Source organism: Pandoraea iniqua, from assembly GCF_902459685.1.
Classification (GTDB): Bacteria; Pseudomonadota; Gammaproteobacteria; order Burkholderiales; family Burkholderiaceae; genus Pandoraea; species Pandoraea iniqua.
In genome coordinates this window covers 626,815-652,125 of the sequence record NZ_CABPSF010000003.1, presented here as the reverse complement: position 1 = coordinate 652,125, position 25,311 = coordinate 626,815, and the positions used below count along the sequence as shown (strand labels likewise).

At 65.7% G+C, this 25,311-nt stretch carries 16 protein-coding genes; 11 read left to right on the top strand and 5 right to left on the bottom strand.

From position 1 onward, the window contains the following. Positions 1-53: 53 nt before the first annotated feature. On the top strand, positions 54-1,460 hold the full coding sequence (locus PIN31009_RS13865) for a BaiN/RdsA family NAD(P)/FAD-dependent oxidoreductase (protein ID WP_150790638.1): 1,407 nt from the start codon (positions 54-56) through the stop codon (positions 1,458-1,460). Between the two features lie 58 nt (positions 1,461-1,518). Here the strand turns inward: PIN31009_RS13865 and PIN31009_RS13860 are convergent, their stop codons facing one another. From PIN31009_RS13860 to PIN31009_RS13845, 4 genes are all read right to left on the bottom strand, one after another. Beyond that, positions 1,519-2,685 (bottom strand): methyltransferase, encoded by a 1,167-nt coding sequence (locus PIN31009_RS13860; RefSeq protein ID WP_150790637.1) that lies wholly within the window; start codon positions 2,683-2,685, stop codon positions 1,519-1,521. A gap of 173 nt (positions 2,686-2,858) precedes the next feature. Continuing rightward, entirely contained in the window at positions 2,859-4,793 is a 1,935-nt protein-coding gene (locus PIN31009_RS13855) for an FUSC family protein (protein ID WP_246185667.1), read from the bottom strand. A gap of 30 nt (positions 4,794-4,823) precedes the next feature. Beyond that, positions 4,824-5,474 (bottom strand): HAD-IB family hydrolase, encoded by a 651-nt coding sequence (locus PIN31009_RS13850; RefSeq protein WP_150790636.1) that lies wholly within the window; start codon positions 5,472-5,474, stop codon positions 4,824-4,826. A 6-nt stretch (positions 5,475-5,480) separates the two neighbouring features. Continuing rightward, on the bottom strand, positions 5,481-5,696 hold the full coding sequence (locus PIN31009_RS13845; protein ID WP_150685148.1) for a hypothetical protein: 216 nt from the start codon (positions 5,694-5,696) through the stop codon (positions 5,481-5,483). A 377-nt stretch (positions 5,697-6,073) separates the two neighbouring features. Between PIN31009_RS13845 and bcsB the strand changes: the two genes are divergently transcribed. The 8 genes from bcsB to PIN31009_RS27930 all read left to right on the top strand — a co-directional run bounded on the left by bcsB (position 6,074) and on the right by PIN31009_RS27930 (position 20,878). Next, positions 6,074-8,377, top strand: a complete 2,304-nt coding sequence (gene bcsB, locus PIN31009_RS13840) for a cellulose biosynthesis cyclic di-GMP-binding regulatory protein BcsB (protein WP_174997162.1) — start codon at positions 6,074-6,076, stop codon at positions 8,375-8,377. Next, positions 8,378-9,589, top strand: a complete 1,212-nt coding sequence (bcsZ, locus tag PIN31009_RS13835; RefSeq protein ID WP_174997160.1) for a cellulose synthase complex periplasmic endoglucanase BcsZ — start codon at positions 8,378-8,380, stop codon at positions 9,587-9,589. Then, positions 9,574-13,443, top strand: coding sequence for a cellulose synthase subunit BcsC-related outer membrane protein (locus tag PIN31009_RS13830; protein ID WP_174997159.1), 3,870 nt, complete (start codon positions 9,574-9,576; stop codon positions 13,441-13,443). Before bcsZ ends, PIN31009_RS13830 begins: the two co-directional genes overlap by 16 nt. Before the next feature lie 80 nt (positions 13,444-13,523). Beyond that, a complete protein-coding gene (locus PIN31009_RS13825) occupies positions 13,524-14,291 on the top strand; it encodes a cellulose synthase operon protein YhjQ/BcsQ (RefSeq protein ID WP_150790633.1) in 768 nt (255 codons plus the stop codon). Beyond that, positions 14,288-16,969 (top strand): UDP-forming cellulose synthase catalytic subunit, encoded by a 2,682-nt coding sequence (gene bcsA, locus PIN31009_RS13820; protein WP_150790632.1) that lies wholly within the window; start codon positions 14,288-14,290, stop codon positions 16,967-16,969. The genes PIN31009_RS13825 and bcsA overlap by 4 nt, the downstream gene beginning before the upstream one ends. Before the next feature lie 69 nt (positions 16,970-17,038). Continuing rightward, positions 17,039-18,682, top strand: a complete 1,644-nt coding sequence (bcsG, locus tag PIN31009_RS13815) for a cellulose biosynthesis protein BcsG (protein ID WP_150790631.1) — start codon at positions 17,039-17,041, stop codon at positions 18,680-18,682. A gap of 120 nt (positions 18,683-18,802) precedes the next feature. After that, positions 18,803-19,798 carry an aldo/keto reductase gene (locus PIN31009_RS13810; protein ID WP_150790630.1) on the top strand — a complete coding sequence of 332 codons (996 nt, stop codon included), beginning with the start codon at positions 18,803-18,805 and terminating at the stop codon, positions 19,796-19,798. A gap of 126 nt (positions 19,799-19,924) precedes the next feature. Further along, positions 19,925-20,878, top strand: a complete 954-nt coding sequence (locus PIN31009_RS27930) for a universal stress protein (RefSeq protein WP_174997157.1) — start codon at positions 19,925-19,927, stop codon at positions 20,876-20,878. Between the two features lie 11 nt (positions 20,879-20,889). On the opposite strand, the gene PIN31009_RS13800 is transcribed toward PIN31009_RS27930, so the two are convergent. After that, on the bottom strand, positions 20,890-22,152 hold the full coding sequence (locus PIN31009_RS13800; RefSeq protein ID WP_246185666.1) for an NAD(P)/FAD-dependent oxidoreductase: 1,263 nt from the start codon (positions 22,150-22,152) through the stop codon (positions 20,890-20,892). Between the two features lie 150 nt (positions 22,153-22,302). Here PIN31009_RS13800 and PIN31009_RS13795 point away from each other — a divergent pair, with 150 nt between their 5' ends. After that, entirely contained in the window at positions 22,303-23,829 is a 1,527-nt protein-coding gene (locus PIN31009_RS13795) for an MFS transporter (RefSeq protein WP_150790628.1), read from the top strand. Positions 23,830-24,010: 181 nt separating this feature from the next. After that, positions 24,011-25,261 carry an MFS transporter gene (locus tag PIN31009_RS13790; protein ID WP_058380244.1) on the top strand — a complete coding sequence of 417 codons (1,251 nt, stop codon included), beginning with the start codon at positions 24,011-24,013 and terminating at the stop codon, positions 25,259-25,261. The last annotated feature ends 50 nt before the right edge of the window (positions 25,262-25,311 follow it).

Genomic DNA, 25,311 nt, shown 5'->3' with positions numbered 1-25,311 from the left:
TTCGTACTTTGCACTTCGCGTTTCACTTTCACTCGCCACCTCACTGATTTCGCATGACTGTACCTGCCGACCCGACGACACTCTCCGATTCTCCGACTGCCTCCGGCCCGCAGCCTGCCGACGCAGTGCCAGCCGCACCGGCTGCGGCACCGGCAGCGGCAGGCACAGTCGACGTTGCCGTGATCGGTGCCGGTCCGGCGGGGCTGATGGCGGCCGAGGTGTTGTCGGCGGCGGGCTTTCGCGTCGACGTGTATGACGCCATGCCCTCGGTGGGCCGCAAGTTTCTGATGGCAGGCAAAGGCGGCATGAACCTGACGCATGGCGAGCCCGCCGAGCCATTCGTGGCGCGCTATGGCACGCGCGCGGATGCGGTCGGCCAATGGTTGCGGCGCTTTAGTGCCGACGACGTTCGCACGTGGGCACACCGGCTGGGCATCGACACGTTTGTCGGCACCTCCGGCCGCGTGTTTCCGGTGGATATGAAAGCCGCGCCGCTGTTGCGCGCGTGGCTGGCGCGATTGCGTGCCGCAGGCGTGCGGCTGCACGTGCGGCACCGCTGGCTGGGGTGGCAGCCCGACAACGTGCCCAACGTGCCCAACGTGCCCGACAGCACGGCGAAGGCTTCGCAACGCCTTCGCTTCGCTACGCCGGAGGGCGAGCGCCATGTCACCGCCAACGCCGTGGTGCTGGCACTCGGCGGTGCGAGCTGGCCGCAACTAGGCTCCGACGCCGCTTGGGTGCCTTGGCTGCGCGATCGAAACGTCGATGTGGCCCCGTTACTGCCGGCCAACATGGGCTTCGAAGCGGACTGGACGCCGCACATGCGCAGCAAATTTGCGGGGGAACCGGTCAAGTCGGTGACGATGACGCTGCCGGACGGCACCACGCGCCAAGGCGAGTTCGTGATCTCCGAGCATGGCGTGGAAGGCAGTCTGATCTACGCGTTGTCGGCCCCCATTCGCGACGCGATTCTGAATAACCACGGGACAGACGGGACGCAGGGTACGCAGGTGTTTCTCGATCTGCTGCCCGACTGGACGCCACAACGCGTTGCCGACGAAGTGGCGCACCCGCGTGGCTCGCGCTCGATGGCGAGCCATCTGCAAAGCCGGCTGGGGATTGCGGGGGTAAAGGCGGGATTGTTGCGCGAGTGTCTGCCGCGCGAGACGTTCAGCGATCCGGCGGCGCTCGCGGCCGGTATTAAACGATTGCCTCTGACGCTACTGCGACCACGGCCGATTGCGGAAGTCATCAGCAGCGCCGGCGGCGTTCGACTCGAAGCGCTGGACGAGCACCTGATGGTGCGTGCATTGCCGGGGGTGTTCTGCGCGGGAGAAATGCTCGACTGGGAAGCCCCCACGGGGGGCTATCTCCTCACAGCTTGTTTTGCCAGCGCGTGCGTGGCCGGCGATGGGGCTGCCGCTTATCTTCAGTCGCTGAAGACTCCCCCAGCGCCCTGATCGTCACGCCCGCGCTTTGATGACATGCCCGGTCTCGTTGACTCGGGCAGGATCACACTCAGGCCGGACGAACGCCCAGACGCCAGAGCGACGTCACTTCGACGCGGCGTGCCGCATGCAGCGGATCGTTGGCGTCGGCAGTCTTGGGGTGCTTCGGGCGGATATCGTGACGCGCCAGCACGACCAGACCAGCACCGTGAATCCACGACAGCAGGGTCTCGCGGGTGCGCAGCCCCAGATGTTCTGCCAGATCGGACAACACCAGCCAGCCTTCGCCGCCGGGGCTCAGATGCGCGGCGAGCCCGTTCAGGAAGCCCTTGAGCATCTGGCTGTCCGGGTCGTAGACGGCATGCTCGATCGGCGCATTGGCCTTGGCCGGCAGCCACGGCGGGTTGCAGACGACCAGCGGCGCACGGCCTTCCGGGAACAGATCGACATTGGCGATCTTCACGGAACGCTCCAGCCCCAGACGCGCAATGTTCTCGCGTGCGCAACCCAGTGCGCGCGGATCGCGATCGGTGCCGATGACCTGCTGCACGCCACGGCGTGCCAGCAATGCAGCAATCACGCCGGTACCGGTGCCGATGTCGAACGCGAGCGTCGTGTTCGGCAGCGGTGCCTGTTCGATCAGTTGAAGATACTCGCCACGCACCGGCGAGAACACGCCGTACCACGGGTGAATGGTGTTACCCAGCGCAGGGATTGCCACGCCTTTCTTGCGCCACTCATGCGCACCGATCAAGCCGAGCACTTCACGCAGCGACGCTACGGACGGCTGTTCGTCAGGCGCGCCCCAGGCTTCGGCACACGCTTCGCGCACGTCGGGCGCGCGGCGCAGCGGAATGCCGTAATCGGCGTCGAGGGGAATCAGCACCATGCCCAGAATGCGGGCGCGCTGGGCCTGCGCCATGCGGTGCTTATGGAACGCATCGGCGGGGCTGGCGACGACGGGCGCCGCATCCTTGGTCGACGGCTTGCGGCGCGGGCGGTGTGCAGGGCGGTCGACGCGGCGCGCCATGGCTTGCATCAGCTGACGCGCGTTCTGGTAATCGCCGCGATACAGCAGGGCGGTACCGCCGCAGGCGAGGTGGTAGGCATCGTCGGCATTGACGGTGTCGTCGACGACTTCGACGCGGCGCGGCGGCATCACGCCGGCTTCGGAGCGCCAGCGGGCGGTGACGGGGCGACCGTCTTCGGTCCAGGCGAGCGTCGGGGTAGTGTTCATGCGTAGTCTTCTGAAAAGCGTGGCGGCGCGTGGTGGGGTGCGGCGGGGGTGTCGGAGGGCGCTGTGGAACATCGCACGAGCGCCTTCAGAGGTCACGCAGGTACGCGCCGGAAGTGCGCATTATGCCTGCGTTGGCGATTCGCCGGGCAAAGCGACGCCACGGCGTCTTCGGCTCAGGCTGCGGATTTCTCGTCCGCCGGCGCGGTAAACAGCAACCCGATGGCCTCGCGCAGCGCCTCGTCGAGCATTCGGTCGATACCCGGCACAGGCGCCGCAGGCAGGTCGGGTGCCGGCCCCCCGTGGCGAAGTGCCGCCGCCATATGGGTGAGCACGGCCGCCGCCGGATGCACTGTCGCGTCGTGATCGTCGCCGTGCGGGACGGTATCGGTGATCGCATTGGCCACGCGCTCCAGCGACACGAGCGCCGGCCACCAGCGCGCGGCACGGCGGCTCACCAGCGGCGGCTCGGACATCGCACGTTGCAACGCAACGCGGGCATCGTCGAGCGCCTTGTAAGTGGCACGTCTGGCGGCAAACGCGGCATCGGCATCACGTGTATCGGCCAGCGCGGCATAGCGGCCCAGCGCGTCGAGCGCGATGGCAACCCGTTCGTCCAACTGCCGCCGTTCCCACTTCGCCCACGGCAGGTAGCCCACGAGCAGCACGATGCCGCACGCGGCCACGGCGTCGATGAACCGCGCGAGCGCAATGTCCTGACTCCCCGGCTGCAACGCCCCCATCACCAGCATGAGAATCGGCAGCAACAGCGCGCTGAACAACCCGTAGTTGCGACGCAGGGCCCACGGCAGACACGCCGCGAGGGGAATCAACGCGGCGAAGCTCACCAGACCGTTGCGGTCGATCGCCACGACCGCCGCCGACAGCGCGACCCCGACGATACTGCCCACGCCGCTTTGCAGCGCGCGCGCAAACACCGAGCCGTAGTTGGGCTTGAAGATCACCACGACGATCAGCGGCACCCAATACGAGCGCGGCAATTCGGCCACGGCGATGAAGATCTGCGCCGCGAGCACGCACAGCCCGATGCGCACGAGATAGCGCCATACATCGGGCCACGGCCACTTCGGCATCCAGCGTGGATGGGCGGGCGCCCGCGCCTGATGGCGCGCAAGTGCTACGAGCGGCGGCTCGGCAGCGTGAACGGTGCCCGTCAGCAGAGGTTCGGCGCGATGCAGCGCAGCGGCGAGCGTGGGGGCATGGTTGTCGGTGGCAGTGTCGGCCGCAGCACTCACGTTGACCGGCCGGTCGCCGGCAATGCTGCGCGCCATCGCATAAAGGGCACGGCCGAGCGGGGCCGGCAACGGCTGGCCGCTCTGCGCCAGTCCGATCACGGCCGCCGTGACGGGTTCTGCGGCCAATATCTGGGCCGCGCGCCGCTCCAGCACTTCCCAACCGCTGGTGGTGCTGGCACTGGCTGTGAGCAAGGTGTCGTAGGCCGCCGCAATCGCATTTTCCAGCGAACGCCGCGCGAGCCGTACGCGAGGCGTGCCACTCGCGTCGAGGACGTTGGCCAGTTGCTGATAGATGGCGGCCACGGCGTCGCGCTCGGCAGCGCCGGGATGCCGCAACCAGTGAATCGCCATGAGCATCACGCTGAAGACGCCCCCCGCCGCCAGCAGCAACGGCGCGCGCCACTCGGGCGGCGGCAGCGCGAGCCCCCAGCCGACGATCAGATAGACCGCCCCTTGAAGCGTCGCGGCGGACGCCACATTACCGAACGTGCCGATAAAGCTCAGCAGCAGAATCGCCACTTGCAGCAAGACATGCGCAAGCCAATGGCTCTGCAAGCCGACATTGTGGATGAGCATGCCCGCGTAGAACCCGGCGACACCGGTCGCCACGGTCAGCAGAATCGAACGGGCGCGGGCGCGATATGGGCCGGTGCGGTCGCCGGTGATGGCGGGCAGGGCGCCCAGTGCGAACAGCGAGGCGTTGGCGCCTTGTCCGATCGCAACCCCCACGACCGTGGGAATGGCGACGGACAATGCCGCATGCAGGGCGTCCCAGCGGGAAAAGGCAACGGGCTCGAGCCGCGCCAGTCGTGAAATCCACGCGACGCGGCGGCCGGGTTCGGGTGTTGTCGGCATGGGCGGGCGCGTAGGGGAACGGTGACGCGCTCAGGACACGCCGCGCGGCGTGTCGTCGTCCATGAGCGGCATGAGTTTGCCTTGCCCGCGTATCCACGCGTGGTCGGCACGCTCGGCCATCTCTTTGTCGCCGCGGCTGTCGCCGTAGGCAAAGAGGACTCGTGGCGGTGCATTGCCCCACCAAGCTTCCAGACGGCGTACCTTCTCCGGTCCCCAGCAGTTCGGCTTGGCGAAGTCACCGGCGAACCGGCCATTGGTATCGAACGCCAGCTCGGTACTCAATACGGCGTCAAAGCCGACGGACGCGGCCCACGGACGCAGATAAAGGCTGGGTGATGCGCTCACCAGCACCACGCGATGCCCCATCGCACGATGCTGGCGCACACGGGCGAGCATCTCGGGGCGCACCAGCGCGGGCAAGCCGTCGGCGACGAAGCGTTTGGCTTCTGCGTCGAGTTGTGTCTGGGGACGTGCCCCAAGCGCGGCGCGAAGAAAATGCGCCTTAGCCGTGCCGCGATCGATCAGATGAAGTGCAGCGCCGATGAGCCACGGCGACGCGAGCAGGGCCCCGAGTACGAAGCGGGGGGTGCCTACCGTGCGGCGTACGAAGACGCGCAGGCTGTCGGTCGTGGATATCGTGCCGTCGAAATCGAACGCGGCAACGATGGAAGCGTCTCGCATGTCGGATCAGCCCGCACGCGAATCGGCGAAGGCCACCAGATGCGGCCAGCGGGCGCGGGCTTGCTGAGCGCCCACAACGGCCTGCTCGTCGCGATAGGCGGGCAGCACGTCGAACCCGATCGTCTCGCGCAGCCGGTCGATGTCGGACGGATTGCGACGCTCGATCAGCGCATCGGCCGCATCGGACATTGCAGTGGAGGGCGAAGTATCGATCTGGCTCATGCGGGGCATTCTATACGGTGCATTGCGAGAACCGCAATTGCCACGGCGACCGGTCGGCCGCGATGACCAGCGCTGTGCCCGCGACACGACACCTTTGGCGTGACGCCAGCTTGTAACCGGCACCGAGGCAGGCTAGCATGACGCAACGTGCCATTTCCAGAAAGACGGGCTGCGCTGTCCCGCCAAGACCCTGGCAATCCGTGGTAGGTGGATTGTTCGAAAAACGACGTGGTGAGACGTCGGGTCGATCGGGCGAGGCTCGTTGTGAATTGGCGATCACAGAACAAGAAACAGATGAGGCATCTAACATGCAACTTCGTCGGTCTTGGTCGCTTCGTTGGAAAGTCTCAACCATCGGTCTGCTCGTCTTGGCAACCATGGATCCCGGTGGAATCACGCTTGCGGGAGCGGCACCCACCGTAACACCGGCAACGCGGGGTAAAAACGCCCCAACGCCCACGAGTACGGCATCGCCGCCAGCCCCGGCCTCAGGGGCAGTGGCGGCCGCCGACGCTTCGGCAGTGCCGCTCGTACTCGCGCCACCGGCGCCGGGAACGAGCGAGCGCACGGTCACGTTCGCCCAGCTCGGGCAACGTACCGGCTTGCGCCTGCGCGGCACGGAAGGTTCGGGCGACGTGAATTTCGGCATTCGACTCGATCAGACGGTCGCGTCGGCACTGCTTCGACTTCGCTACACCTACTCGCCCGCACTGATTCCCGATCTCTCGCAACTCAAGGTATATCTCAACGAAGAGTTGATCGCGACGCTGCCATTCAACAAGCAGGACGGCGGCAAAAATCTCGTGCGCGAGATCCCGCTCGACCCGCGTTTGCTCTCCGGTTTCAACCGCGTGCGGCTCGTGCTCATCGGCCACTACACGATGGAGTGCGAAGATCCGATGCACTCCAGCCTGTGGGCCGACATCAGCCCGCAAAGCGAGGTGGTCACGAGCACGCAGCCGCTGACGCTGCGCAACGACCTCTCGACACTGCCCACGCCGTTCTTCGATCGTCACGACAATCGTGATCTTTCGATCCCGTTCATGTTTGGCGCGCCGCCGTCGCTGGCGGTCGTGCATGCTGCCGGTGTGGTTGCCTCATGGGCGGGTGCGTTGGGCGACTATCGCCGCACGCGCTTCCCGGTCGACATCAACGAGTTGCCTGCCAAGCATGCGATCGTCTTTGCGACCAACGACACGCGCCCGGCCGCGCTGAATCTGCCGACGGTCGACGCGCCGACGTTGCGCATGATGTCGAACCCGAACAATCCGTCGCTCAAACTGCTGGTCATTCAGGGGCGTGACGCGAAGGATCTTGAGACGGCCGCGCTGGCGCTGGTCTCCGGCCGCGCCGCGCTCTCCGGCGAATCGGCGCGCATCACGGCGCTCGAACCGCTGCCGCCGCGTCCGGCTTACGACGCACCGCGCTGGGTGCGCACGGACCGTCCGGTCAAGCTGGGCGAACTGGTCGACAATCCGGCCGATCTGCAAGGCAATGGCTATATGCCGTGGCCGATCCGCATTCAGCTCAATCTCCCGGCCGACCTGCTGACGTGGCAGAACACGGGTGTGCCGCTCGATCTCAAGTATCGCTATACGCCGCCAGTGAAGCCCGACGACTCGTCGATGAGCGTGGCCATCAACGACCAGTTCGTGCGTGCTTACCGGCTGCGCTCGGCGGGCGCGAGCAACGACAAGAGCCACATGCTGGTCGAGCTGCTGTCCGACGGCACCATGGCCGATCGCAAGGACGTGCGGATCCCCGCGTTTCAGGTGGCTTCGCGCAATTCGCTGTCGTTCCAGTTCGCCATGGAACCGCACAAGGAAGGCATTTGCGCGCAGACGATCACCAACGCCGCGCGCTCGGCCATCGACGCCGATTCGACCATCGACTTCAGCGGGTTGCCGCATTACGCCGAGATGCCGAATCTAAGCTTCTTTGTCGGCAGCGGTTTCCCGTTCACCAAATACGCCGATCTGGCGCAGACGGCCATCATCACATCGAAGACGCCCGATGCGTCCGAGCTTGAAACTGTGTTCACGACGCTCGGTCAGTTTGGCCGCTCGACCGGTGTCTATGCCGATCGTTTCGAAGTGCTCGATACCACGCAGACCGATCGCTTCAAGGATCGCGATCTGCTGATCGTGGGCGGCAAGGACGCGGGCGATCTGCTGGCGAAGTGGGGTAAGGGCTTCCCGCTGCTCATCGACCAATCGCGCCGCCTGATGACGAGTCAGGGGCAGGGCTATCGCGGCGATGGCGCCACGGGCTCGGCGCTGGCGGCCAGCCGCGTCGGCCCGGCACGCATGGATGCGCAATCCGATGGACCGCTCGCGGCGCTGGTCGGTTTCGAGTCGCCGGTGAGCGCGTCGCGTTCGGTGGTGGCGATCAATGCGACCAGCAACAAGGCGCTGCTCGGCGTGGTCGATATGGTGGACGACGACGTGCAACGCGCCGCGATTCATGGCGACCTCGCGGTAGTGAATGGCTCGCGCGTCGAGTCGTTCCGGCTGGGGCAGACGTATTTTGTCGGCGACGTGAGTTGGTGGACGCGTATTCGCTACCACCTCTCGAGCCATCCGATTCTTGTGGGTATCGCGGCGCTGCTGGCGGCGTTTGCGATCGCACTCAAATGCTTCGGGTGGTTGCAACGCCGCGCCGCACGCCGGCTGGAGAAGTAAATGAAACGCGCCGAAGCCCACGGCCGGCGCCGTCGCGCCGTGCTGCGCGCGCTCACGACGTTGCCCGCGATGTTGCCCGCGGCTTTACCAGCGGTGTTACCCGCGGTGTTGCCCGGTATTGCGGGCGCCGCGCTGCGCGCTTGCCCGCCGGTCGACTGGCCCGCATGGACGCGCTTCAAAGCCGGCTTCCTGTCCGACGACGGCCGCGTGGTCGATCACAGCATGACCGATCAACGCACGGTCTCGGAAGGGCAGGCGTACGCGTTGATGTTCGCGCTCATTGCCAACGACCGTGCCACGTTCGACAAGGTCGTCGACTGGACCATCAACAATCTCGCGCAGGGCGACCTGACCGCTCACTTGCCCGCATGGCTCTGGGGCAAGAAGGACGACGGCCAATGGGGCGTGCTCGACAGCAACCCCGCCAGCGACGCCGACATGTGGATTGCCTACGCACTCGGCGAGGCGGGACGCCTGTGGAGCGTACGCCGGTACACCGCCCTCGGGGCGCTCGTCGCGCGACGCATTGCGACCGAGGAAACCGATTTTGTGCCCGGCCTCGGCCGCACGCTCTTACCCGCGCCGGTCGGCTTTCATCCCGAAAAGGACTTGTGGCGGCTTAACCCGAGCTACGTGCCGATGCAGGTCGTGCGCCGTCTTGCGGGCCTGTTCCCCGACAGCGGCTGGCCCCAGTTGATTGCCTCGTCGCTCAAGCAGATCACGCTGACGGCACCGCCGCTGGGCTTCGCGCCCGAATGGGCGATGTACCGCACGGGGCACGGTTTTCAGATCGATCCGGAAACGCAGGGCGAGGGCAGCTACAACGCCATCCGGGTGTATCTGTGGGCGGGCATGCTGGCGCCGGGCAGCGATGATTTTCGCGCGTTACAGAACACGTTCGGCGGCATGTTGAAGTACGTCGCCACGCATGGGGCACCGCCCGAGCGCGTCAATACGCGAGACGGCACCGCGAAACAGGATGGCCCCAGCGGCTTCTCGGCGGCGCTCGTGCCATTGCTTCAGGCGGTTGGCGACACGGCCGGTGCGCAAGCCCAGATCGCGCGTGTGCAATCGCTCAACGCTCAGTCGCCTGCGGGTTATTACAGCGCGGTGCTCACGCTGTTCGGTCTTGGCTGGCAGGCCGGGCATTTCCGTTTTGCGGCCGACGGCACGCTGCAATTGCCATGGGAGGGCGCTTGCGCGACACGCTGATTCGCTCTGCCTGTCTGGCCTGTCTGCTGATGGCGGCAGATGCCGGCGTGCGAGCTGCGCCGTCTTCAGCACCGGCCCCGGCGCCGAACAATCCCGGCAAGACGCCGCCGGTGGCGGCCAATCGAGACGTCCGGAACTTGCTTTCCAGCGCGACGCTCTGGCATGCGCGTCATCGCAACGATCTGGCGCGTGCGGCGCTGGAAAAGGCGCTGCTCGTGCAGCCCGATCAACCCGATGCGCTCTCGATGCTCGGCCAGATCGACATCGAAGAGGGCCATCCGGTCGAGGCGAACAAGGCATTGCAGCGCTTGCGTGCACGCTACCCGAACGCGCCCGCCACCAAGGCGCTCGCCGACGTCATCCGCATCAATACGACCGACAAGTCGCGTATTGCCCGTGCTCGCCTGCTGCAACGCAGCGGTCAGGCCGATGCCGCGTTTGCCGAGTACAAGGCACTCTTCCCCGATGGTCCGCCGACGGGCGATCTGGGCGTGGAGTACTACCGCGCGCAGGCCAACGCCACCAATGGCTGGCCGGCCGCCCAGCAGGGGCTGGCGAATCTCGCGAAGGCCTCGCCCGACGACACCCGCGCGTCGCAGTCGCTGGCCGAGTTGTTGATCGATCGCCCGGCGAGCCGGTTGGCCGGCACCCGAATGGTGGCCGAACTGGCTGCGCGCCCCGACGCCGATCTGAACGCATTGCTGCCGCTCTGGCAGAAGGGGTTGTCCAAGGCGGACGGCAACCTCGCGTGGCTGCCGCTCTATCAGCGCTATCTCGCGCTGGCACCGAACGACGCCGATATCCGTGCCGCCTACGACAAGCTCGGGGCGCAGCAGGCCGCCCGCCAGCGCATGCTCAACGACCCGTCTTACAAGGCGCGTCAGGCAGGCATCGCAGCGCTTGATCAAGGCCGACTTGGCGACGCGCAGAAGTCACTCGATGCGGCGCGCGCCAAGCGCCCCAACGATGGCGAATTGCTCGGATCACTCGGCCTCGTGAAGATGCGGCAGGGCGATCACAAGGCCGCACAGGACCTGTTCTCACAGGCGATGCGCAAAGACCCCGATAACGCCGGCAAATGGCGCAGCCTGCTCAAAACGTCGCAGTTCTGGGGCGCGATGTCCGACGCTCGCGATGCCCGTGATGCGGGGCGGCTGGATGACGCCGACCGGCTGGTGCGCAGCGCGCTGGCTGCCGACCCGGCTAACCCGGACGGGCTGGCGCTGCTTGGCGACATCGCCCTCGACGCCAAGCGCGACGACGATGCTGAGCGCCTGTTCCAGCAGGCCCTGAAGATCGAGCCCGACAACGACACGGCGCTGCGGGGCATGATCACGTTGTACTCGCGGCAGCAGCGACGTACCGAACTCGCGACATTGCTGGGCGACCTGCGTCGGCGCTTTCCGCAAGACGCCGCACGTTTCGACAAGGCCGAATCGGCCGCGCTGTCCGACGACGCCGAGCGACAAATCGCCGAAGGTCACAACGGCCCGGCGCTGGCGGCGCTTGAGCGCGCCGTGGCGCTCGATCCGACCAACGCGTGGACGCGCTATTCGCTCGCCAGTCTGTATCGCAAGCTGCGCCTGCCGCAGATCGGTCGCGAAGTCATGGCCGAGGGGCTGCGACAGACGCTCTCTGCCGACGACAATGCGCAGATGCATTACGCGACGGCGATCTACCTGAATGTGATCGACGACGAAGCGGGGGCGCGCGCGGCACTGGCCCAAATCCCCGCTGCCGACGCGTCGCCGTCGATTCGCCGCCTTCAGACGACCCTCGCGATTCGCGACGCCGCACGGCTCGCGCGCGAAGCTCACGCCGCCGGCAACGACGACGAGAGCGAGCGCCAATACCGCGAGGCCCTGTCGATGGCCGGCGACGATCCCGAGTTGATCGGCGAAGTGGCCCGGGCACGGGTTGCGGCCGGACAACCCGAACAGGGGCTGGCGCTCATGCGCGAGTGGCTGGCGGCACATGCCGACAAGCCCCAACCCGATGCGCAACTGCGCTACGCCGAATTGCTCAACACCGCCGAGCGCGATACCGAACTCGGCCCGTTTCTCGCGAGTATCGACCCGGCAACGCTGGGCGCCGATCAGCGCGAGGAGTGGCAAGACTTGCAGGACCGTCTGGCCTTGCGTACGGCGGACCGTGCGCGCGCACTCGGCGACTTCGATACTGCGCAAAAAGCACTCGAACCATTGCTCGCCCGCAACCCGCCCGACAAGCGCGCCTTGTCGACGCTGGGCGATATCTATTTCGACGAACGGCGCTTTGACGAGGCGCGCAAGATCGCCGAAGACCAGATCCGGCAGGACCCGACCAATCAGGACGCCCGGTTGTCGCTGGTTCGGGTGCTTTACGAAATGCAGGACGACGACGCCGCGAATCGAGAACTCGACCGCGCATTGGCCGAGGCCCCGCCCGATGACGTCTGGACGCAACTCGCCGCCGTGCGCCGTTTGACGGCGATGGAACGCTACGACGAGGCCATCGCCCTGAACGACAAACTGCGCACGCAATTCCCGGACAACCCCTCCGTGACGGTGCAGCGTGGGCGCATTGCGCAGTCGCAGCGCCACTACAACGAGGCGAAGGGCTGGTACGACGAAGCCCGTAAGGAAGAGATCGTGCAGGGGGCATTGCCGGGCTACGACGGCATGACGTCGGCGGAGTCGGGCATCGATTCGCTCGAATCGCGGCGCAACAGTTACGTGGCGGCCGGTTACGAAATCGATACGAAGAAGGGCGACGGCGGCATCTCGATGTTCAATGCGCGCGCCGTGCCGCTATACGGTCAGTACGCCGTGGGTTACGACGGTCACGTGTTCGCGCAGACCGACTACGTCAGCGCCGATTCCGGCGACTTGCCGCTCAACGGCACGTCCGAGATCGGCACGTTGCCGCTGCTGAGGAATACGCCGTTCCGCAACGCGAATCCGGGGCTGCTGACCGACTACGGCAGCAAGCGGCAAAAGGCGCACGGGCAAGCGCTGATGCTGGGCTACGAGAACGACTGGATTCGTGCCGACATCGGGCACACGCCGATCGGTTTCCCGGTGTCTTACGTGACTGGTGGCGTCCGGCTGTTCGGCAATCTCGGCCGCTACAACTACTGGGTCGACGTGTCGCGCCGGCCGGTCACGGGCAGCATGGTGTCGTATGCGGGGTCGTATCTGCCGTTGCCGGAGATTTTCGGCGACGCCAAATGGGGCGGCGTGCGCCGCGATGCCATTACCTTCCACGCCTCGCGCGACTTCGCGAAGTGGGGCGTGTTCGGCGAAGCGAGCGTCGCGCGGCTCACCGGCGAGAACGTGCTGAACAACTCCGAAGTGTCGGCGCGCGCGGGTGTCGATCTGCCGCTGATCTACAAGCGCGACATGCGCATGAACACCGGCCTCACGCTGTTCTTCGACAGCTACGCGCAGAACGAACGCTTCTACACGTACGGCATGGGCGGTTACTACAGCCCTCAGACCTACGTCTCGCTCACACTGCCGCTCGAATGGTATGGCCGCACGCAGCGCTGGTCGTACTACCTGCGCGGCTCGGTCTCGTTCTCGCAGAGTCAGGAGAAGTCGATGCCGTACTTCCCGACCGACGGCGCCATTCAGGCCGCCAGCGGTAACCTGACTTACGGCTCGGGCGGTGGCTTCGGCGTGGGCTTCTCGATATTGGGGCGCGCAGAATACTGGATCAACCGCCATTGGGTGGTCGGCGGACAGGTGCAGTTCGAGCGCTCGGATTACTACGCGCCAAATCGCTTCCTCCTCTATATGCGCTATCACTTCGATGCGCGTCGCGGCGATGTGCCGATGCCGCCGTCGCCGGTGCGCCCGATCTGGAGCTATTGAGCCATGGCCAATTTCGTTACCGACATCGCTCTGCGCATCGCGGCGGCCAACCGGGCACCCGGCCCGGCAAAGGAGGCGGCATGCTGACGCTCATCACCGTCGTTTCCAGCGCGGGCGGTGCCGGTCGCAGTACGGTGACGGCTCACCTCGCCGCCCAGCTCGCGCAGGGCGAACACCCGGTCGCTGTCGTCGAACTGGACGCGCAGAACAGTCTCGGCGCATTGCTGGGACTGAGCGCGGCAAGCGAAAAAGGCGTGCTGACGCTGGGCGAAGCGCCGGCGGGCTGGCGTTCGTTGCTATCCGAGACGCCGGCCAAAGTGCCGTTTCTGCCCGCAGGCCGGGCGTGCGCTGCGCAAATCGCTGCGTTCGGTGAATGGTCGCGCCGCGAGCCGGCCGGGCTGCGCCGTCAACTCGATGCACTCGGCCTGCCCGATGGCACCCGGGTGTTGATCGATACGGCGCGCCTGCCGGGGGTGACGGCGCAGGCGGCCATTGCGGCGGCCGATCTGGTGCTCGGCGTCGTGCCCGTCACGACCACCGGCTATGTCACGCAACCCGATCTGATGAGCGCGGGCGGTCCCGGGTGTCAGATGGTGGCGAATTTTGCCGCGGCCAACTCGGCGCTGGGCACTGACCTGATGCAGATGATTCAGTCGCGTGGCGGCGACGCGATCGTGCCGGTGCGGATTCACCGGGACGATGCGGTCGGCACGGCCGCCGCTGGCGGCTTGCCGTTGTTCACGCACGGCGAAGGCTCGCAGGCGGCGCTCGATATCCTGCACCTTGCGGCATGGCTGCTGCGGGCAACGGCGCGTGCGAGCGATGGTGCGCAGGAGGGCTCGCCATGATCAGCGACGCTCTGCAAACGCTGTTCCGGCTGGGGCGCGAGACGCTCGCGATTCGCCTGCACCTGCCGCGCCGCCCAGACGGGCGCGAACCGGGGCTCATGCAGTGGGTGCTGGCGGCCACGCTGCGTTCGCCGCGTCAGCAACTGCGGGTGTCGCAGATGGCCGACCACGTCATCGCACGGCTTGCCATGCGGCTCGACGTGCGCCAGCTCGATCAATGGCGCGACTGGTGGCTGCGCATCCTGTTTCAGCCGGCGCGCAAGGGCAGGGCCGACTATTTCGGCCGGGCTTTCGCGTGGGGCAACGAGCGTCTGACGCGTCGCGTCGGGGTACCGGCCGATGCCACCTTCTGGCAACTTGTCCGGGCGTTGCTGTGGCGGTGCGCGGATCAGCGCCCGGCGTTCCCGCCCTATGTGGCGTGGCTCGCGTTTCGCAACAACAACGAGCGTTTCCGGCTGTGGCTGGTGCAAACGCTGTTCGGCATTCCGCCCGACACGCCCGCGCAGCTGGCGCACCGTTTCGACAAGCAGCTCGAAAAGGTGATGCAGTGGCGGTTGACGTCGGCCATCGTGGCGCTGCTCGGCCTGTTCGGGGTGCTCTGGATCGTGACGACGCCGTTCGATCCGTTCGAGCAATTGCTGTTCTCGATCTGCACGCTGACGCTCGCACTGGTGTTCCGCCGGCTCGACAGTCAGTACTCGGTGCTGGTGCTGATCGGCTTGTCGCTCATCTCGACGGTGCGCTATGTGTGGTGGCGCCTGACCCAGTCGCTGGCGTTCGATACCGTGGCGGAGGCTTCGGTCGGCTACATCCTCGTCGCGGCGGAAATGTACACGTGGCTGATTCTGCTGTTCGGCTATCTTCAGACGATCTGGCCGTTGCAGCGGCGCATGACACCGCTGCCCGCCGACATGCGCGAGTGGCCCACGGTCGACGTCTATATCCCGACTTACAACGAAGGGCTCGACGTGGTGCGCCCGACGGTCTACGCGGCGTGTGGCATCGACTGGCCGCCCGAGAAGCTCAACATCTATCTGCTCGACGACGGCAAACGCGAGGAAATGCGCGAGTTCGCCGCGCAGGCGGGCGTGCATTACGTCACCCGCCCGGACAACAAGCATGCCAAGGCGGGCAACATCAATCACGCGCTGGGCAAGACGCGGGGTGATTTCATCGCGATCTTCGACTGCGATCACATCCCCGTGCGCTCGTTCTTGCAGACGACGATGGGGTCGTTTCTGAAGGATCCGCGCTGCTCGCTCGTGCAGACGCCTCACCACTTCTTCTCGGACGATCCGTTCGAGCGCAACCTCGCTACGCGCGGGGCGGTGCCTAACGAAGGACGCTTGTTCTACGGCATCGTGCAGGACGGTAACGACTTCTGGAATGCGGCGTTCTTCTGCGGCTCGTGCGCCGTGCTGCGCCGTACCGCACTCAACGAAGTCGGCGGCGTGGCCGTCGAGACGGTGACCGAAGACGCCCACACGGCGCTCAAGATGCACCGGCGCGGGTGGAATACCGTGTATCTCAAGGTGGTGCAGGCAGCCGGTCTGGCGACCGAATCGCTATCGGGTCACGTGGGGCAGCGTATTCGCTGGGCACGCGGCATGGCGCAGATTTTCCGCGTGGACAATCCGCTGTTCGGCCGCGGGCTGAAGTTCGGTCAGCGCATTTGCTATGCGAGCGCGATGCTGCACTTCTTCTATGGCATTCCGCGCATCGTGTTCCTGCTGGCACCGATCTGCTACCTGTTCTTCGGTTTGCATATCGTGCAGGCGGCGGCGCTCAGCATCTGCGCGTATGTGCTGCCGCATATCGCCCACGCCAACATCGCCAACTCGCGCATTCAGGGCAAATACCGCCATTCGTTCTGGTCGGATGTCTACGAAGCGGTGCTGGCGTGGTACGTGGCGCTGCCCACGACGGTGGCGTTCATCAACCCGCGTTACGGCAAATTCAACGTGACGGCCAAGGGCGGGTTGATCGAGCAGAGTTTCTTCGACTGGAGCATTTCGAAGCCGTACATGGTGCTGCTCGGGTTCAATCTGTTCGGTTTTCTCGCGGGCATCCTGCGTTTCTTCTACGGCCCGTCGCATGAGACCGGTGCGCTGGTTTTCAATCTGGCGTGGGTGATGTTCAATCTGGCGGTGCTGGGGGCGGCGGTGGCCGTGGCGACCGAAGTGCGGCAGGTGCGCCGCACGCACCGCGTGACCATGAGCATTCCGGCTGTGCTGTATCTGCCCGATGGCCGAACCCTCGCATGCCATACGCGCGACTTCTCAGGCGGCGGGCTGGCGCTGCGTATGCCCGTCACGCTGGATTTGCCGGTGGGTACCGAGGCACAGGTGGCGTTGTCGCGCGGCGAGCACGAATACGGGTTTCCGGTGAGCGTGGTGAACTCGCTCTCGCAAGATCTCTTCCTGTCGTTCATGCCGCTCACGGCGGAGCAGGACAAGCATCTTGTGCAATTTACGTTCGGGCGTGCCGACGCGTGGCGCGACTGGGACGCCGAGCGCACCCGCGACGAACCGATCAAGGCGCTGTTCGAAATGCTGGCGATGGGCCTGCGCGGCTATCAGGTGCTGGCGAATTACTTGCTGGGCAAGCTCGTGACGCGTTGGCAGAACCGGTTGCGCGGCGCGCGAACGCGCTCGCAGCAGCGCACACCGCAGGCGTAATTCGGGCGCAATCCAGCCGTAATCCATGCGTAATCGAGCGAAGAAAGAACCTAGGGACGGAACCTGACAATGGGCATCTGGAATCTTTACTTCATCCTGAAACTGGTGCTGCTGTGGGCCGGCATCATCGGCTTTCACGTGGTGCCGAATTTCATCTTCGCCGTGCTGCTGGCCATTCGCCTGCGCCCGCGCTGGGCGCGCATTCTGCGACAGGTGATCGCCGTGCCGGTCGGTGCCGGTCTGCTGTATTACGACTCGAACCTGCCGCCGTTTGCGCGGTTCATCGAGCAACTGCCCGCACTGCTGCAATTCCGCTTCTCGTACATCATCGAATTGCTGGGCCGGTTCGTGTCCACCCGCGACTGGCTGCTGCTCGCGATTCTGGTGCTGGCGTACTGGATTGTGAATCGATGGGTGCGCGTGACCACGTTCGTGCTGCTGGCGCTGTTGATCGTGCCGGGGGTACTGCGTGTGGGCACGCTGGTCTCGGTGGCGCCGGTGGTCGCAGCGCAGGGCGACACCACGGCGGTGGCCGCCGGTTCCTCGGCAGGTGGAGGGGCCGCCGGTGGCAGCGCAAACGACGTGGTGGTGGGCGACGGCGACGTGCCGCCGGGTGCGAACCCGAACGCGGCGCTCAACTCGTTTTACGCACGCGAGCTGTCCCGCTCGGTTACGTTGCCCGCGCAAGCGGGGGCAGGGCCGGACTTCGACATCATCTTTCTGCACATCTGCTCGCTTGCGCAGGACGACCTCGACGTCGACAACCTCGACAATCAGCCGCTGCTCTCGCGCTTCGACTTCGTCTTCAAGAACTTCAACTCGGCGGCGAGCTATAGCGGCCCGGCGGCCATTCGCGTGTTGCGCGCGGGTTGCGGCCAGCCGACGCACAAGGCGCTGTACGACCCGGCCGGCCCTCAGTGCTACGTGATGAGCGATCTGAAGAATCTCGGCTTCACGCCGAAGCTCGCGATGAATCACGACGGGCACTTCGACAACTTCATGCAGGAAGTCAAAGACAACTTCAACGTGCAGGGCATCACGCCGTTCGATAACACGCACGCACGCGTGTCGATGCGCGCCTTCGACGAGACGCCGATTCACTCCGACGGCGATGTGCTGCAAGCATGGTGGAAGCAACGCACGGCGCTGCCGGACAAGCGCGTAGCGCTGTACTACAACACGATCTCGCTGCACGACGGCAACCGGCTGGAGGGCTCCAAACTTACCAGCGTGCAGAGCTATCCGCTGCGCGCCAAGGCGATGTTCGACGACTTCGGCCAGTTCATCGACACCATCGCGCAGTCGGGCCGGAAGGCCGTGGTGGTGTTCGTGCCGGAGCATGGCGCGGCGATTCGGGGCAGCAAGCTGCAAATTTCGGGCATGCGTGAAATTCCACTGCCGGAGATCACGCATGTGCCGGTCGCCGTGAAGCTGGTCGGTTTCGGCGACAGTGCCACGGCCGGCGGTGCAGGGCCGCATACCCCCGTGACGATTTCCACGCCGACGAGCTATCTCGCGCTGATGACGCTGGTCTCGCATCTGGTGGCGACCAACCCGTTCGCTGGGACACCCGACCTCGCGCAGTACGCAAACGATCTGCCGCAGACCGCCTTCGTGTCGGCCAACGAGCAGACGACGGTGATGAAATACGACAGCAAGATGCTCATTCGCGGTGCCGATGGTGTGTGGCTCGATCTCAAGTCGTTGGAGTAGCCGTCGCGTTTTGACGGAATCGCGCATACTGTGCGTCTTGTTTGTCTTGTCCGTCCGGTGCTTTCGGGCGGGCAGCGCAGTCTCGCGTCACCCCTCGATCCGATGCTTCCGGGAGTTACCGTGCAATACACCAAATTTGGCCGCACCGGCCTGAACGTTTCCCGCCTTTGTCTGGGCACCATGACCTTCGGCCTGCAAACCGAAGAGGATGCGAGCCACGCGATTCTCGATCGCGCCACCGAGGCCGGCGTCAATTTCATCGACATCGCCGACGTCTACCCGCTGGGGAGCGACGAGACGCTGGGCGGGCGTACCGAGGAGATCGTCGGGCGCTGGCTCAAGGGCCGCCGCAGCCGCTTCATCGTCGCCACCAAGGCGTGCGGGTCCATGGGGCCGTCCGCGTGGGACCGGGGCGCGTCGCGTAAGCACCTGCTCGACGCCATCGATGCATCGCTGCGCCGTCTGGGCACCGATTACGTCGATCTCTATCAACTGCACTCCGACGATACCGACACGCCTATCGACGAGACCCTCGAAGCGCTCGACATCATCGTGAAGTCGGGGAAAGCCCGCTACATCGGCGTCTCGAACTATCTGGCGTACCGGCTCGCGCGGGCGCTGGGCCGTGCCGACGTGCTGCGCGTGGCGCGCTTCGTGTCGGTGCAGCCGCGTTACAACCTGCTGTTCCGTCAGATCGAACGCGAGTTGCTGCCGCTGGCCGGTGAAGAAGGGCTTGCCGTGATCCCCTACAACCCGCTGGCGGGTGGCTTGCTCACCGGCAAGTACCAGCATGGCGCGACGCCGAGCGAAGGGCGCTTCACGGAGAAAGTCGGCAAGGCGGGCGCGATGTACCAGCAACGTTACTGGCATGAGCGCGAGTTCGCGACCATCGAAGCGCTCAAGGGCATCGCCAAGGAATCGGGCGAATCGCTCACCCGCCTGTCGCTGGCTTGGGTGCTTGCGAATCCGGTCGTCACCTCGGCCATCATCGGCGCGAGCCGCGTGGACCAACTGACCGAGACGCTGGGCACCATCGACTACAAGCTCGACGCCGATCTCAAAGCGAAACTCGACGACGCCTCGCTGGCCTATCGCTGGGGAGATGCGGCACGGTGACGCACCCGCGACGGGTGGCCTTGGTCACCTATCGGGCGGTATAGTGGAGGGGACGTCGCGTGGTTTGCCTGCTGAAACGGTGGGCGCTGCGCGACGTCCCCTCTCTTTTTTCCAGCGAGGCTGCTCATGACCAAACGCATTCTGCTTGCCACTGACGGCAGCGAGTCGTCGCGCCGTGCGCTACGCGAGGCGGCGGCCTTTGCGCGTAGCGGCGATGCGATCCGCGTCATTCACACGGTGGAAGATCCGGTCAATCTGCTGACGTCCGCATTCGGCAAACTCATCGATCTGGAACAGGTGCGCCGCGACATGCAGCGCGAGGGCGAGGAGCATCTGGCGCGCGCCGTGCTTTACCTGCGTGAAGAAGGGTTCGATGCGCAGGCCCATCTGCTGGATCTGCGCACGACCGGCGAAACGGTGCCCGAAGCGATGACGCGCGAGGCCAACGAATGGGCAGCGGACATCATCATCGTCGGCACGCACGGGCGCAGCGGGGTGCGACGCGCCATGCTCGGCAGCGTGGCCGAACAGATTCTGCGCAATGCGCTGGTGCCGGTGATGCTGGTCGCGGGTGAAGCGCGCGCGCATCTGCCGCTGCGCGCTGGCGGCCATTACGAGCGCGTGCTCGTGGCCCTCGACACGAGCGAAACATCGCGGCGTGCCTTCGACTACGCGCTGACACTGGCTCGCACCCATGGCGCGACATTGCGCGTGGTGCACGTGCTGGATTTACCCGGGCCGTTTCTGGCCGGCTTCGACCCTGAACCGATGCTCGAAGCGGTGCGTGCGGTGGGCGAGCAGGTGCGCTCGTGGGCCACGCAGCGCATGCGCGAGGCGGAGGTGCCGGGGGAAGTGGAAATGCGAGAGATTCAGCCGGTGGGCGAGGGGGTGGCCGATCAAATCATTGCGGCGGGCCGGGAGGCCGATGCCGATCTCATCGTGCTCGGCACCCATGGCCGACGCGGCTTTCGGCGCTTCACGCTGGGCAGCGTGGCGGAAGATACGGCCCGCCACGCGGGCAGGCCGGTCCTGCTATTGCCGGCGCAAGCGCCGCATATTGCCCCTGTCGCGCAGACCTGAAGCGATTCAGGTCAGGCGGCTGAATTGCCGGCCGTCGACAACTCGGCGACGAGCGTCTTGAGCGGCGTGGCGGCATCGGCCAGACGGGCCGGGTCGATCACCGCACGGCGGCCGACCAACTCGCGGGCAGCGAGGAATTCCTGCGCGCGGTTGATGCTGGCGGCGGCCACGACAGCGCCGTCGCGCAGATAGAACAGCATGAATACGGCAGCGCCCTGAGCGTCCGGCAGGCGGCGCTCGACCACGGCGTCGTGGCCTTCCGTCATCCCGACCATCTGCAACTTCGCGTTGAACTGATCCGACCAGAACCACGGTGCGGTGGCGACGGCCTTCGGGGCGTCGCCATGCACGACGCTGGCGGCCACCTTTGCCATTTCGCTCGCGCTCGGCACCGATTCCAGACGAATACGGCGGCCTAGCGCCGGGTGTTCGTGGTGGGCGCAGTCGCCCACGGCCAGAATGGCCGGATCGTTCGTACGGGCGAACTCGTCGACCACGATGCCGTTGTCTACGGCGAGGCCGGCAGCCTGCGCCAGTTCGGCGTTCGGCAGCACGCCGATACCGACCACGACCACGTCGGCGGGCAGACGCTGCTCACCGGCGACCACGGCCACGACCTGACCGCTCGCGTCCTGTTCGAGGGCAGACACACCGACGCCCACTTGCACGTTCACGCCGTTCTCGCGGTGCAGCGTGGCGAAGAAGTCGGCCAGATCGGCTTCGGCCACGCGTGCGAGCAGTCGCGGTGCGGCTTCGAGCACCGTGACCGTCGTGCCGGCCTTGACGGCGCTTGCCGCCACTTCCAAACCGATATAACCACCACCGACCACGATCACGCGTTTGCCGGGGGTGAGCGCTTCGCGCAGACGCTGGGCGTCGGCGATGTCGCGCAGGTAGTAGACGTTGGCGGCGTCGCCACCCGGCATCGGCAGACGGCGCACGCGCCCGCCCAGTGCCAGCACCAGATGATCGTAGCCAAGCGTCTGGCCGTCGTCGAACGTCACGGTGCGTGCCGAGCGGTCGATGGCGGTGGCCGTGACGCCGAGACGCACGTCGATCTCTGCCTTCTCCCAAGCGTCGGCCGGGCGAATGAGCAGGCTTGCCTCGTCGGCCTGACCGGCCAAAAATGCCTTCGAGAGCGGCGGGCGGCGGTAGGGCAGGTGAGTCTCGCTGCCGGCGAGGACGATGCGGCCGGTGTAGCCAAGCGCACGCAGCGCGAGCGCGGTTTCGCCGCCGGCTTGACCGGCGCCGAGGATGACAGTGGTAGGAGTCATTGCTTCGGACATTTGGAAGTAGCGTTGGAGTTTGGCCGCCAGTGTAATGCATTGCACTGGCATTGCACCCGTATTGCAGCGTCTGCGAGCCGTGCGATACCGGTAAGATGGCGTTGCGTCCCCCTTCCGGAACAGGCCCCAGGAGCTGCGATGGCAAGTGACCGTGCCGGCCGCCCGCTGTTGTCGAAGCACCCCGAGCTTTCTGCGCCGCAGGTGTATTTGTTTGCGTTCGCGCTGGGGTGTTCGACCGGTGTCGATTTCGTCGCCTCGTCGATGATGGGCATTGGCGGCACGCACATTCGGGGCGGCATACACGCGTCGCCGGAAGACTTTCTCTGGAGTCTGACCTCCTACGCGGCGGCGGCCACCGTCGCCAATCTGGTGCTCGGACGTATCGCACGCGACCTGAGCTATCGCGGTTTCACGCTGCTGGGGCTCATCATTGCGGCCATTGGCGCCGGCCTGTGCGCGGTGAGCAATACCCCAACCGAACTCGCGTTGGCGAAAGCTGTGCAGGGGCTCGGCGCGGGCGGCCTGTTCTCCGCGTCGCGCATCATCATTCAACTGGCCGCCGAGCGTGAGGAGCGCAAGCCGCTTTTCATGGGCTTCAATACCGGCGGAATCGGGCTCGCCGCGCTGGCGCCGTGGGTCACGTCGATGCTGATGCAGGATGTCAGTTGGCGGGTCATCTTCGTGGTGCAGGTGGTGCTTGCGCTGGCGACGCTGCTGCTCGTGGCCATGACTTACCCGCGCCGGCTCGAAGCGTCGCTCGCACCATGGCAGCTCGACGTGGGCGGCATGGACTGGGTCACGGTGGTCTTTCTCGGCGCGGGCGCGCTCGTGCTGTTGCACGGTCTCGGCGACTTGCGGTTCTACGAGATTCGCAGCTCACCGTCGGTGGCGCTCACACCCATCATCGGTCTGGCGCTCATTGGTTGCGTGTTCCTGCATCAGCACCGCCATCCCGACCCGTGGCTCGATCCGAAACGGCTGATCGGGCGGCGCTATCTGGTCGGTCTCGGCTTCTACGCGCTGTACTACTTCCTCAACGGGCTCTGGAACTACGTGCTGCCGACCACGTTGCAGACGGGGCTCGGCTTTACGTTTCAGTCGACAGGAACGGCGATTACCGTGGCGGGGCTGATCGGCTTTGTCGCCATGACCGCGTTCACGTATGGCAACCAGCATCTGGTCGGACAGCGGCGCTGGATTGCGCTCGGCTATGTGATGTTTGCTGCGGCAGCGTGGCTGGCGTCGCAACGGATGATGCCGGGCGTGTCGTTATCGCTCGTGCTCGAAGCGATGTTGCTGCAACAGATGACCACGCCGTTCATTCTGGCGTTGGTCGCGGGGCTTACGTATCGCGAGTTCACGGTCGACGATTTCGCCCACGCGTATCAGTTCAAGAACATCGTGCGGCAGATCGTGACGGCGGGCGGCACCGGCGTGGCGAGTCTCTGGTTGCAGTACGGCGAGGCAATGGCGCGCACCCAACTGGTCGGCAATGTCACGCCGTTTTCCATGCCGCCCGACACCGACGCGGCGGCGCTCGCGCGGCTGTCGCAACTCATCGATCAGCAGGCGCTGCTGCTCGCGGCGAGCAACCTGTTTGCATTGCTCGCGTTTGTCTGTGCGGGCGTCGCGATCGTCGCTGTGGTGCAGCGCGCGTTGCGCTGAAAGCACGTCAATTTGCTGCGCTGCACATCAAAACGTTACAACAGGTGAAACCCCCGTCAATAAAGGCCGGAGCCCGTATTCATGCGGGTTCCGAAGCGACGGCGGGGTCCTTTTACGTGTCCGCAAATTGAGGAGTAGAGTGGGTTTCGTCGCACACATTGCCGCCGACGAAGGAGACACCATGGCCTGGACGAGTCAACAGAAGCATGTGGTAACGGCAAGCTATTTGGGGTGGACGCTCGACGCGTTCGATTTCTTTTTGATGGTGTTCGTGTTGAAGGACATCGCGAAGGAGTTCAACACCGAACTTGGCAGTGTGGCGTTTGCGCTGCTGCTGACATTGGCGATGCGCCCGGTCGGGGCGCTGATCTTCGGACGGCTGGGTGACCGGTTCGGCCGACGCCCGGCGATGATGGCGAGCGTCCTGCTGTATGCGTTGCTGGAGTTAGCCTCGGGCTTCGCGCCGAGTCTCACGGTGCTGCTGATACTGCGCGCGCTCTTCGGTATCGCGATGGGCGGTGAGTGGGGTGTGGGGGCGGCGCTGACGATGGAGAGTGTGCCGACGCATTCGCGCGGCATTGTGTCCGGGTTGTTGCAGGCGGGATATCCGAGCGGCTATCTGCTCGCGTCCGTCGTCTATGGCTTGTTCTACGAGAGCATCGGGTGGCGCGGCATGTTCTTCGTCGGTGTGTTGCCGGCGCTGCTGGTGTTCTATATCCGGCGGCATGTCCCCGAGTCGCCTGCGTGGCAGAAGGGCACGACACAGGCAGCGACGCCACGCGCGAACCTGCTTCAGGTGTTGGCGCGAGACTGGAAACTGGCGCTGTACGCCATCGTGCTGATGACGGCGTTCAACTTCTTCTCGCACGGCACGCAGGATCTGTATCCGACCTTCCTGCAAGTGCAGCACAAGTTCTTGCCGCACACGGTGAGCTGGATTGCCATCACGTACAACATCGGCGCGATTATCGGCGGGCTCTTTTTCGGGGCGATTTCGGAGAAGATCGGCCGGCGGCGCGCCATCGTGATTGCGGCGCTCATTGCGCTGCCGGTGCTGCCGTTGTGGGCGTTTTCCAGCGGCGCGGTGTTGCTCGCCGTCGGCGCATTCCTGATGCAGATTTCGGTACAGGGCGCGTGGGGTGTGATCCCGGCGCACTTGAACGAACTGTCGCCTGACGAGATCCGCGCGACGTTCCCGGGGCTGGTGTATCAGTTGGGGAATCTGTTTGCGTCGGTGAACGCCAATTTGCAGACCACCATCGCGAAAGCGCACGATGGCAACTTCGGTCTGGCGATGGCAATTGTCGCGGGGACGGTGGCGGTGGTGATCGCCGTGATGATCGGCTTTGGCCGAGAGCGCCGTGGCGTGGTGCTGACAACGACGGCCGAAGCGCCAGCGGACGGCTTGCCGCCGGGGGCGGCGGTGCGGTAGCGCTATTCAGTGAGAACCGTCAGCCGATGCTAGTTGGCGTCGGCTGACCG

What these genes read in the sequence shown, in the direction of transcription:
- PIN31009_RS13865 (WP_150790638.1), top strand. Translation starts at nt 54, where the DNA reads ATGACTGTACCTGCCGACCCGACGACACTCTCCGATTCTCCGACTGCC.
- PIN31009_RS13860 (WP_150790637.1), bottom strand. Translation starts at nt 2,685, where the DNA reads ATGAACACTACCCCGACGCTCGCCTGGACCGAAGACGGTCGCCCCGTC.
- PIN31009_RS13855 (WP_246185667.1), bottom strand. Translation starts at nt 4,793, where the DNA reads ATGCCGACAACACCCGAACCCGGCCGCCGCGTCGCGTGGATTTCACGA.
- PIN31009_RS13850 (WP_150790636.1), bottom strand. Translation starts at nt 5,474, where the DNA reads ATGCGAGACGCTTCCATCGTTGCCGCGTTCGATTTCGACGGCACGATA.
- PIN31009_RS13845 (WP_150685148.1), bottom strand. Translation starts at nt 5,696, where the DNA reads ATGAGCCAGATCGATACTTCGCCCTCCACTGCAATGTCCGATGCGGCC.
- bcsB (WP_174997162.1), top strand. Translation starts at nt 6,074, where the DNA reads ATGGATCCCGGTGGAATCACGCTTGCGGGAGCGGCACCCACCGTAACA.
- bcsZ (WP_174997160.1), top strand. Translation starts at nt 8,378, where the DNA reads ATGAAACGCGCCGAAGCCCACGGCCGGCGCCGTCGCGCCGTGCTGCGC.
- PIN31009_RS13825 (WP_150790633.1), top strand. Translation starts at nt 13,524, where the DNA reads ATGCTGACGCTCATCACCGTCGTTTCCAGCGCGGGCGGTGCCGGTCGC.
- bcsA (WP_150790632.1), top strand. Translation starts at nt 14,288, where the DNA reads ATGATCAGCGACGCTCTGCAAACGCTGTTCCGGCTGGGGCGCGAGACG.
- bcsG (WP_150790631.1), top strand. Translation starts at nt 17,039, where the DNA reads ATGGGCATCTGGAATCTTTACTTCATCCTGAAACTGGTGCTGCTGTGG.
- PIN31009_RS27930 (WP_174997157.1), top strand. Translation starts at nt 19,925, where the DNA reads ATGACCAAACGCATTCTGCTTGCCACTGACGGCAGCGAGTCGTCGCGC.
- PIN31009_RS13800 (WP_246185666.1), bottom strand. Translation starts at nt 22,152, where the DNA reads ATGACTCCTACCACTGTCATCCTCGGCGCCGGTCAAGCCGGCGGCGAA.
- PIN31009_RS13795 (WP_150790628.1), top strand. Translation starts at nt 22,303, where the DNA reads ATGGCAAGTGACCGTGCCGGCCGCCCGCTGTTGTCGAAGCACCCCGAG.
- PIN31009_RS13790 (WP_058380244.1), top strand. Translation starts at nt 24,011, where the DNA reads ATGGCCTGGACGAGTCAACAGAAGCATGTGGTAACGGCAAGCTATTTG.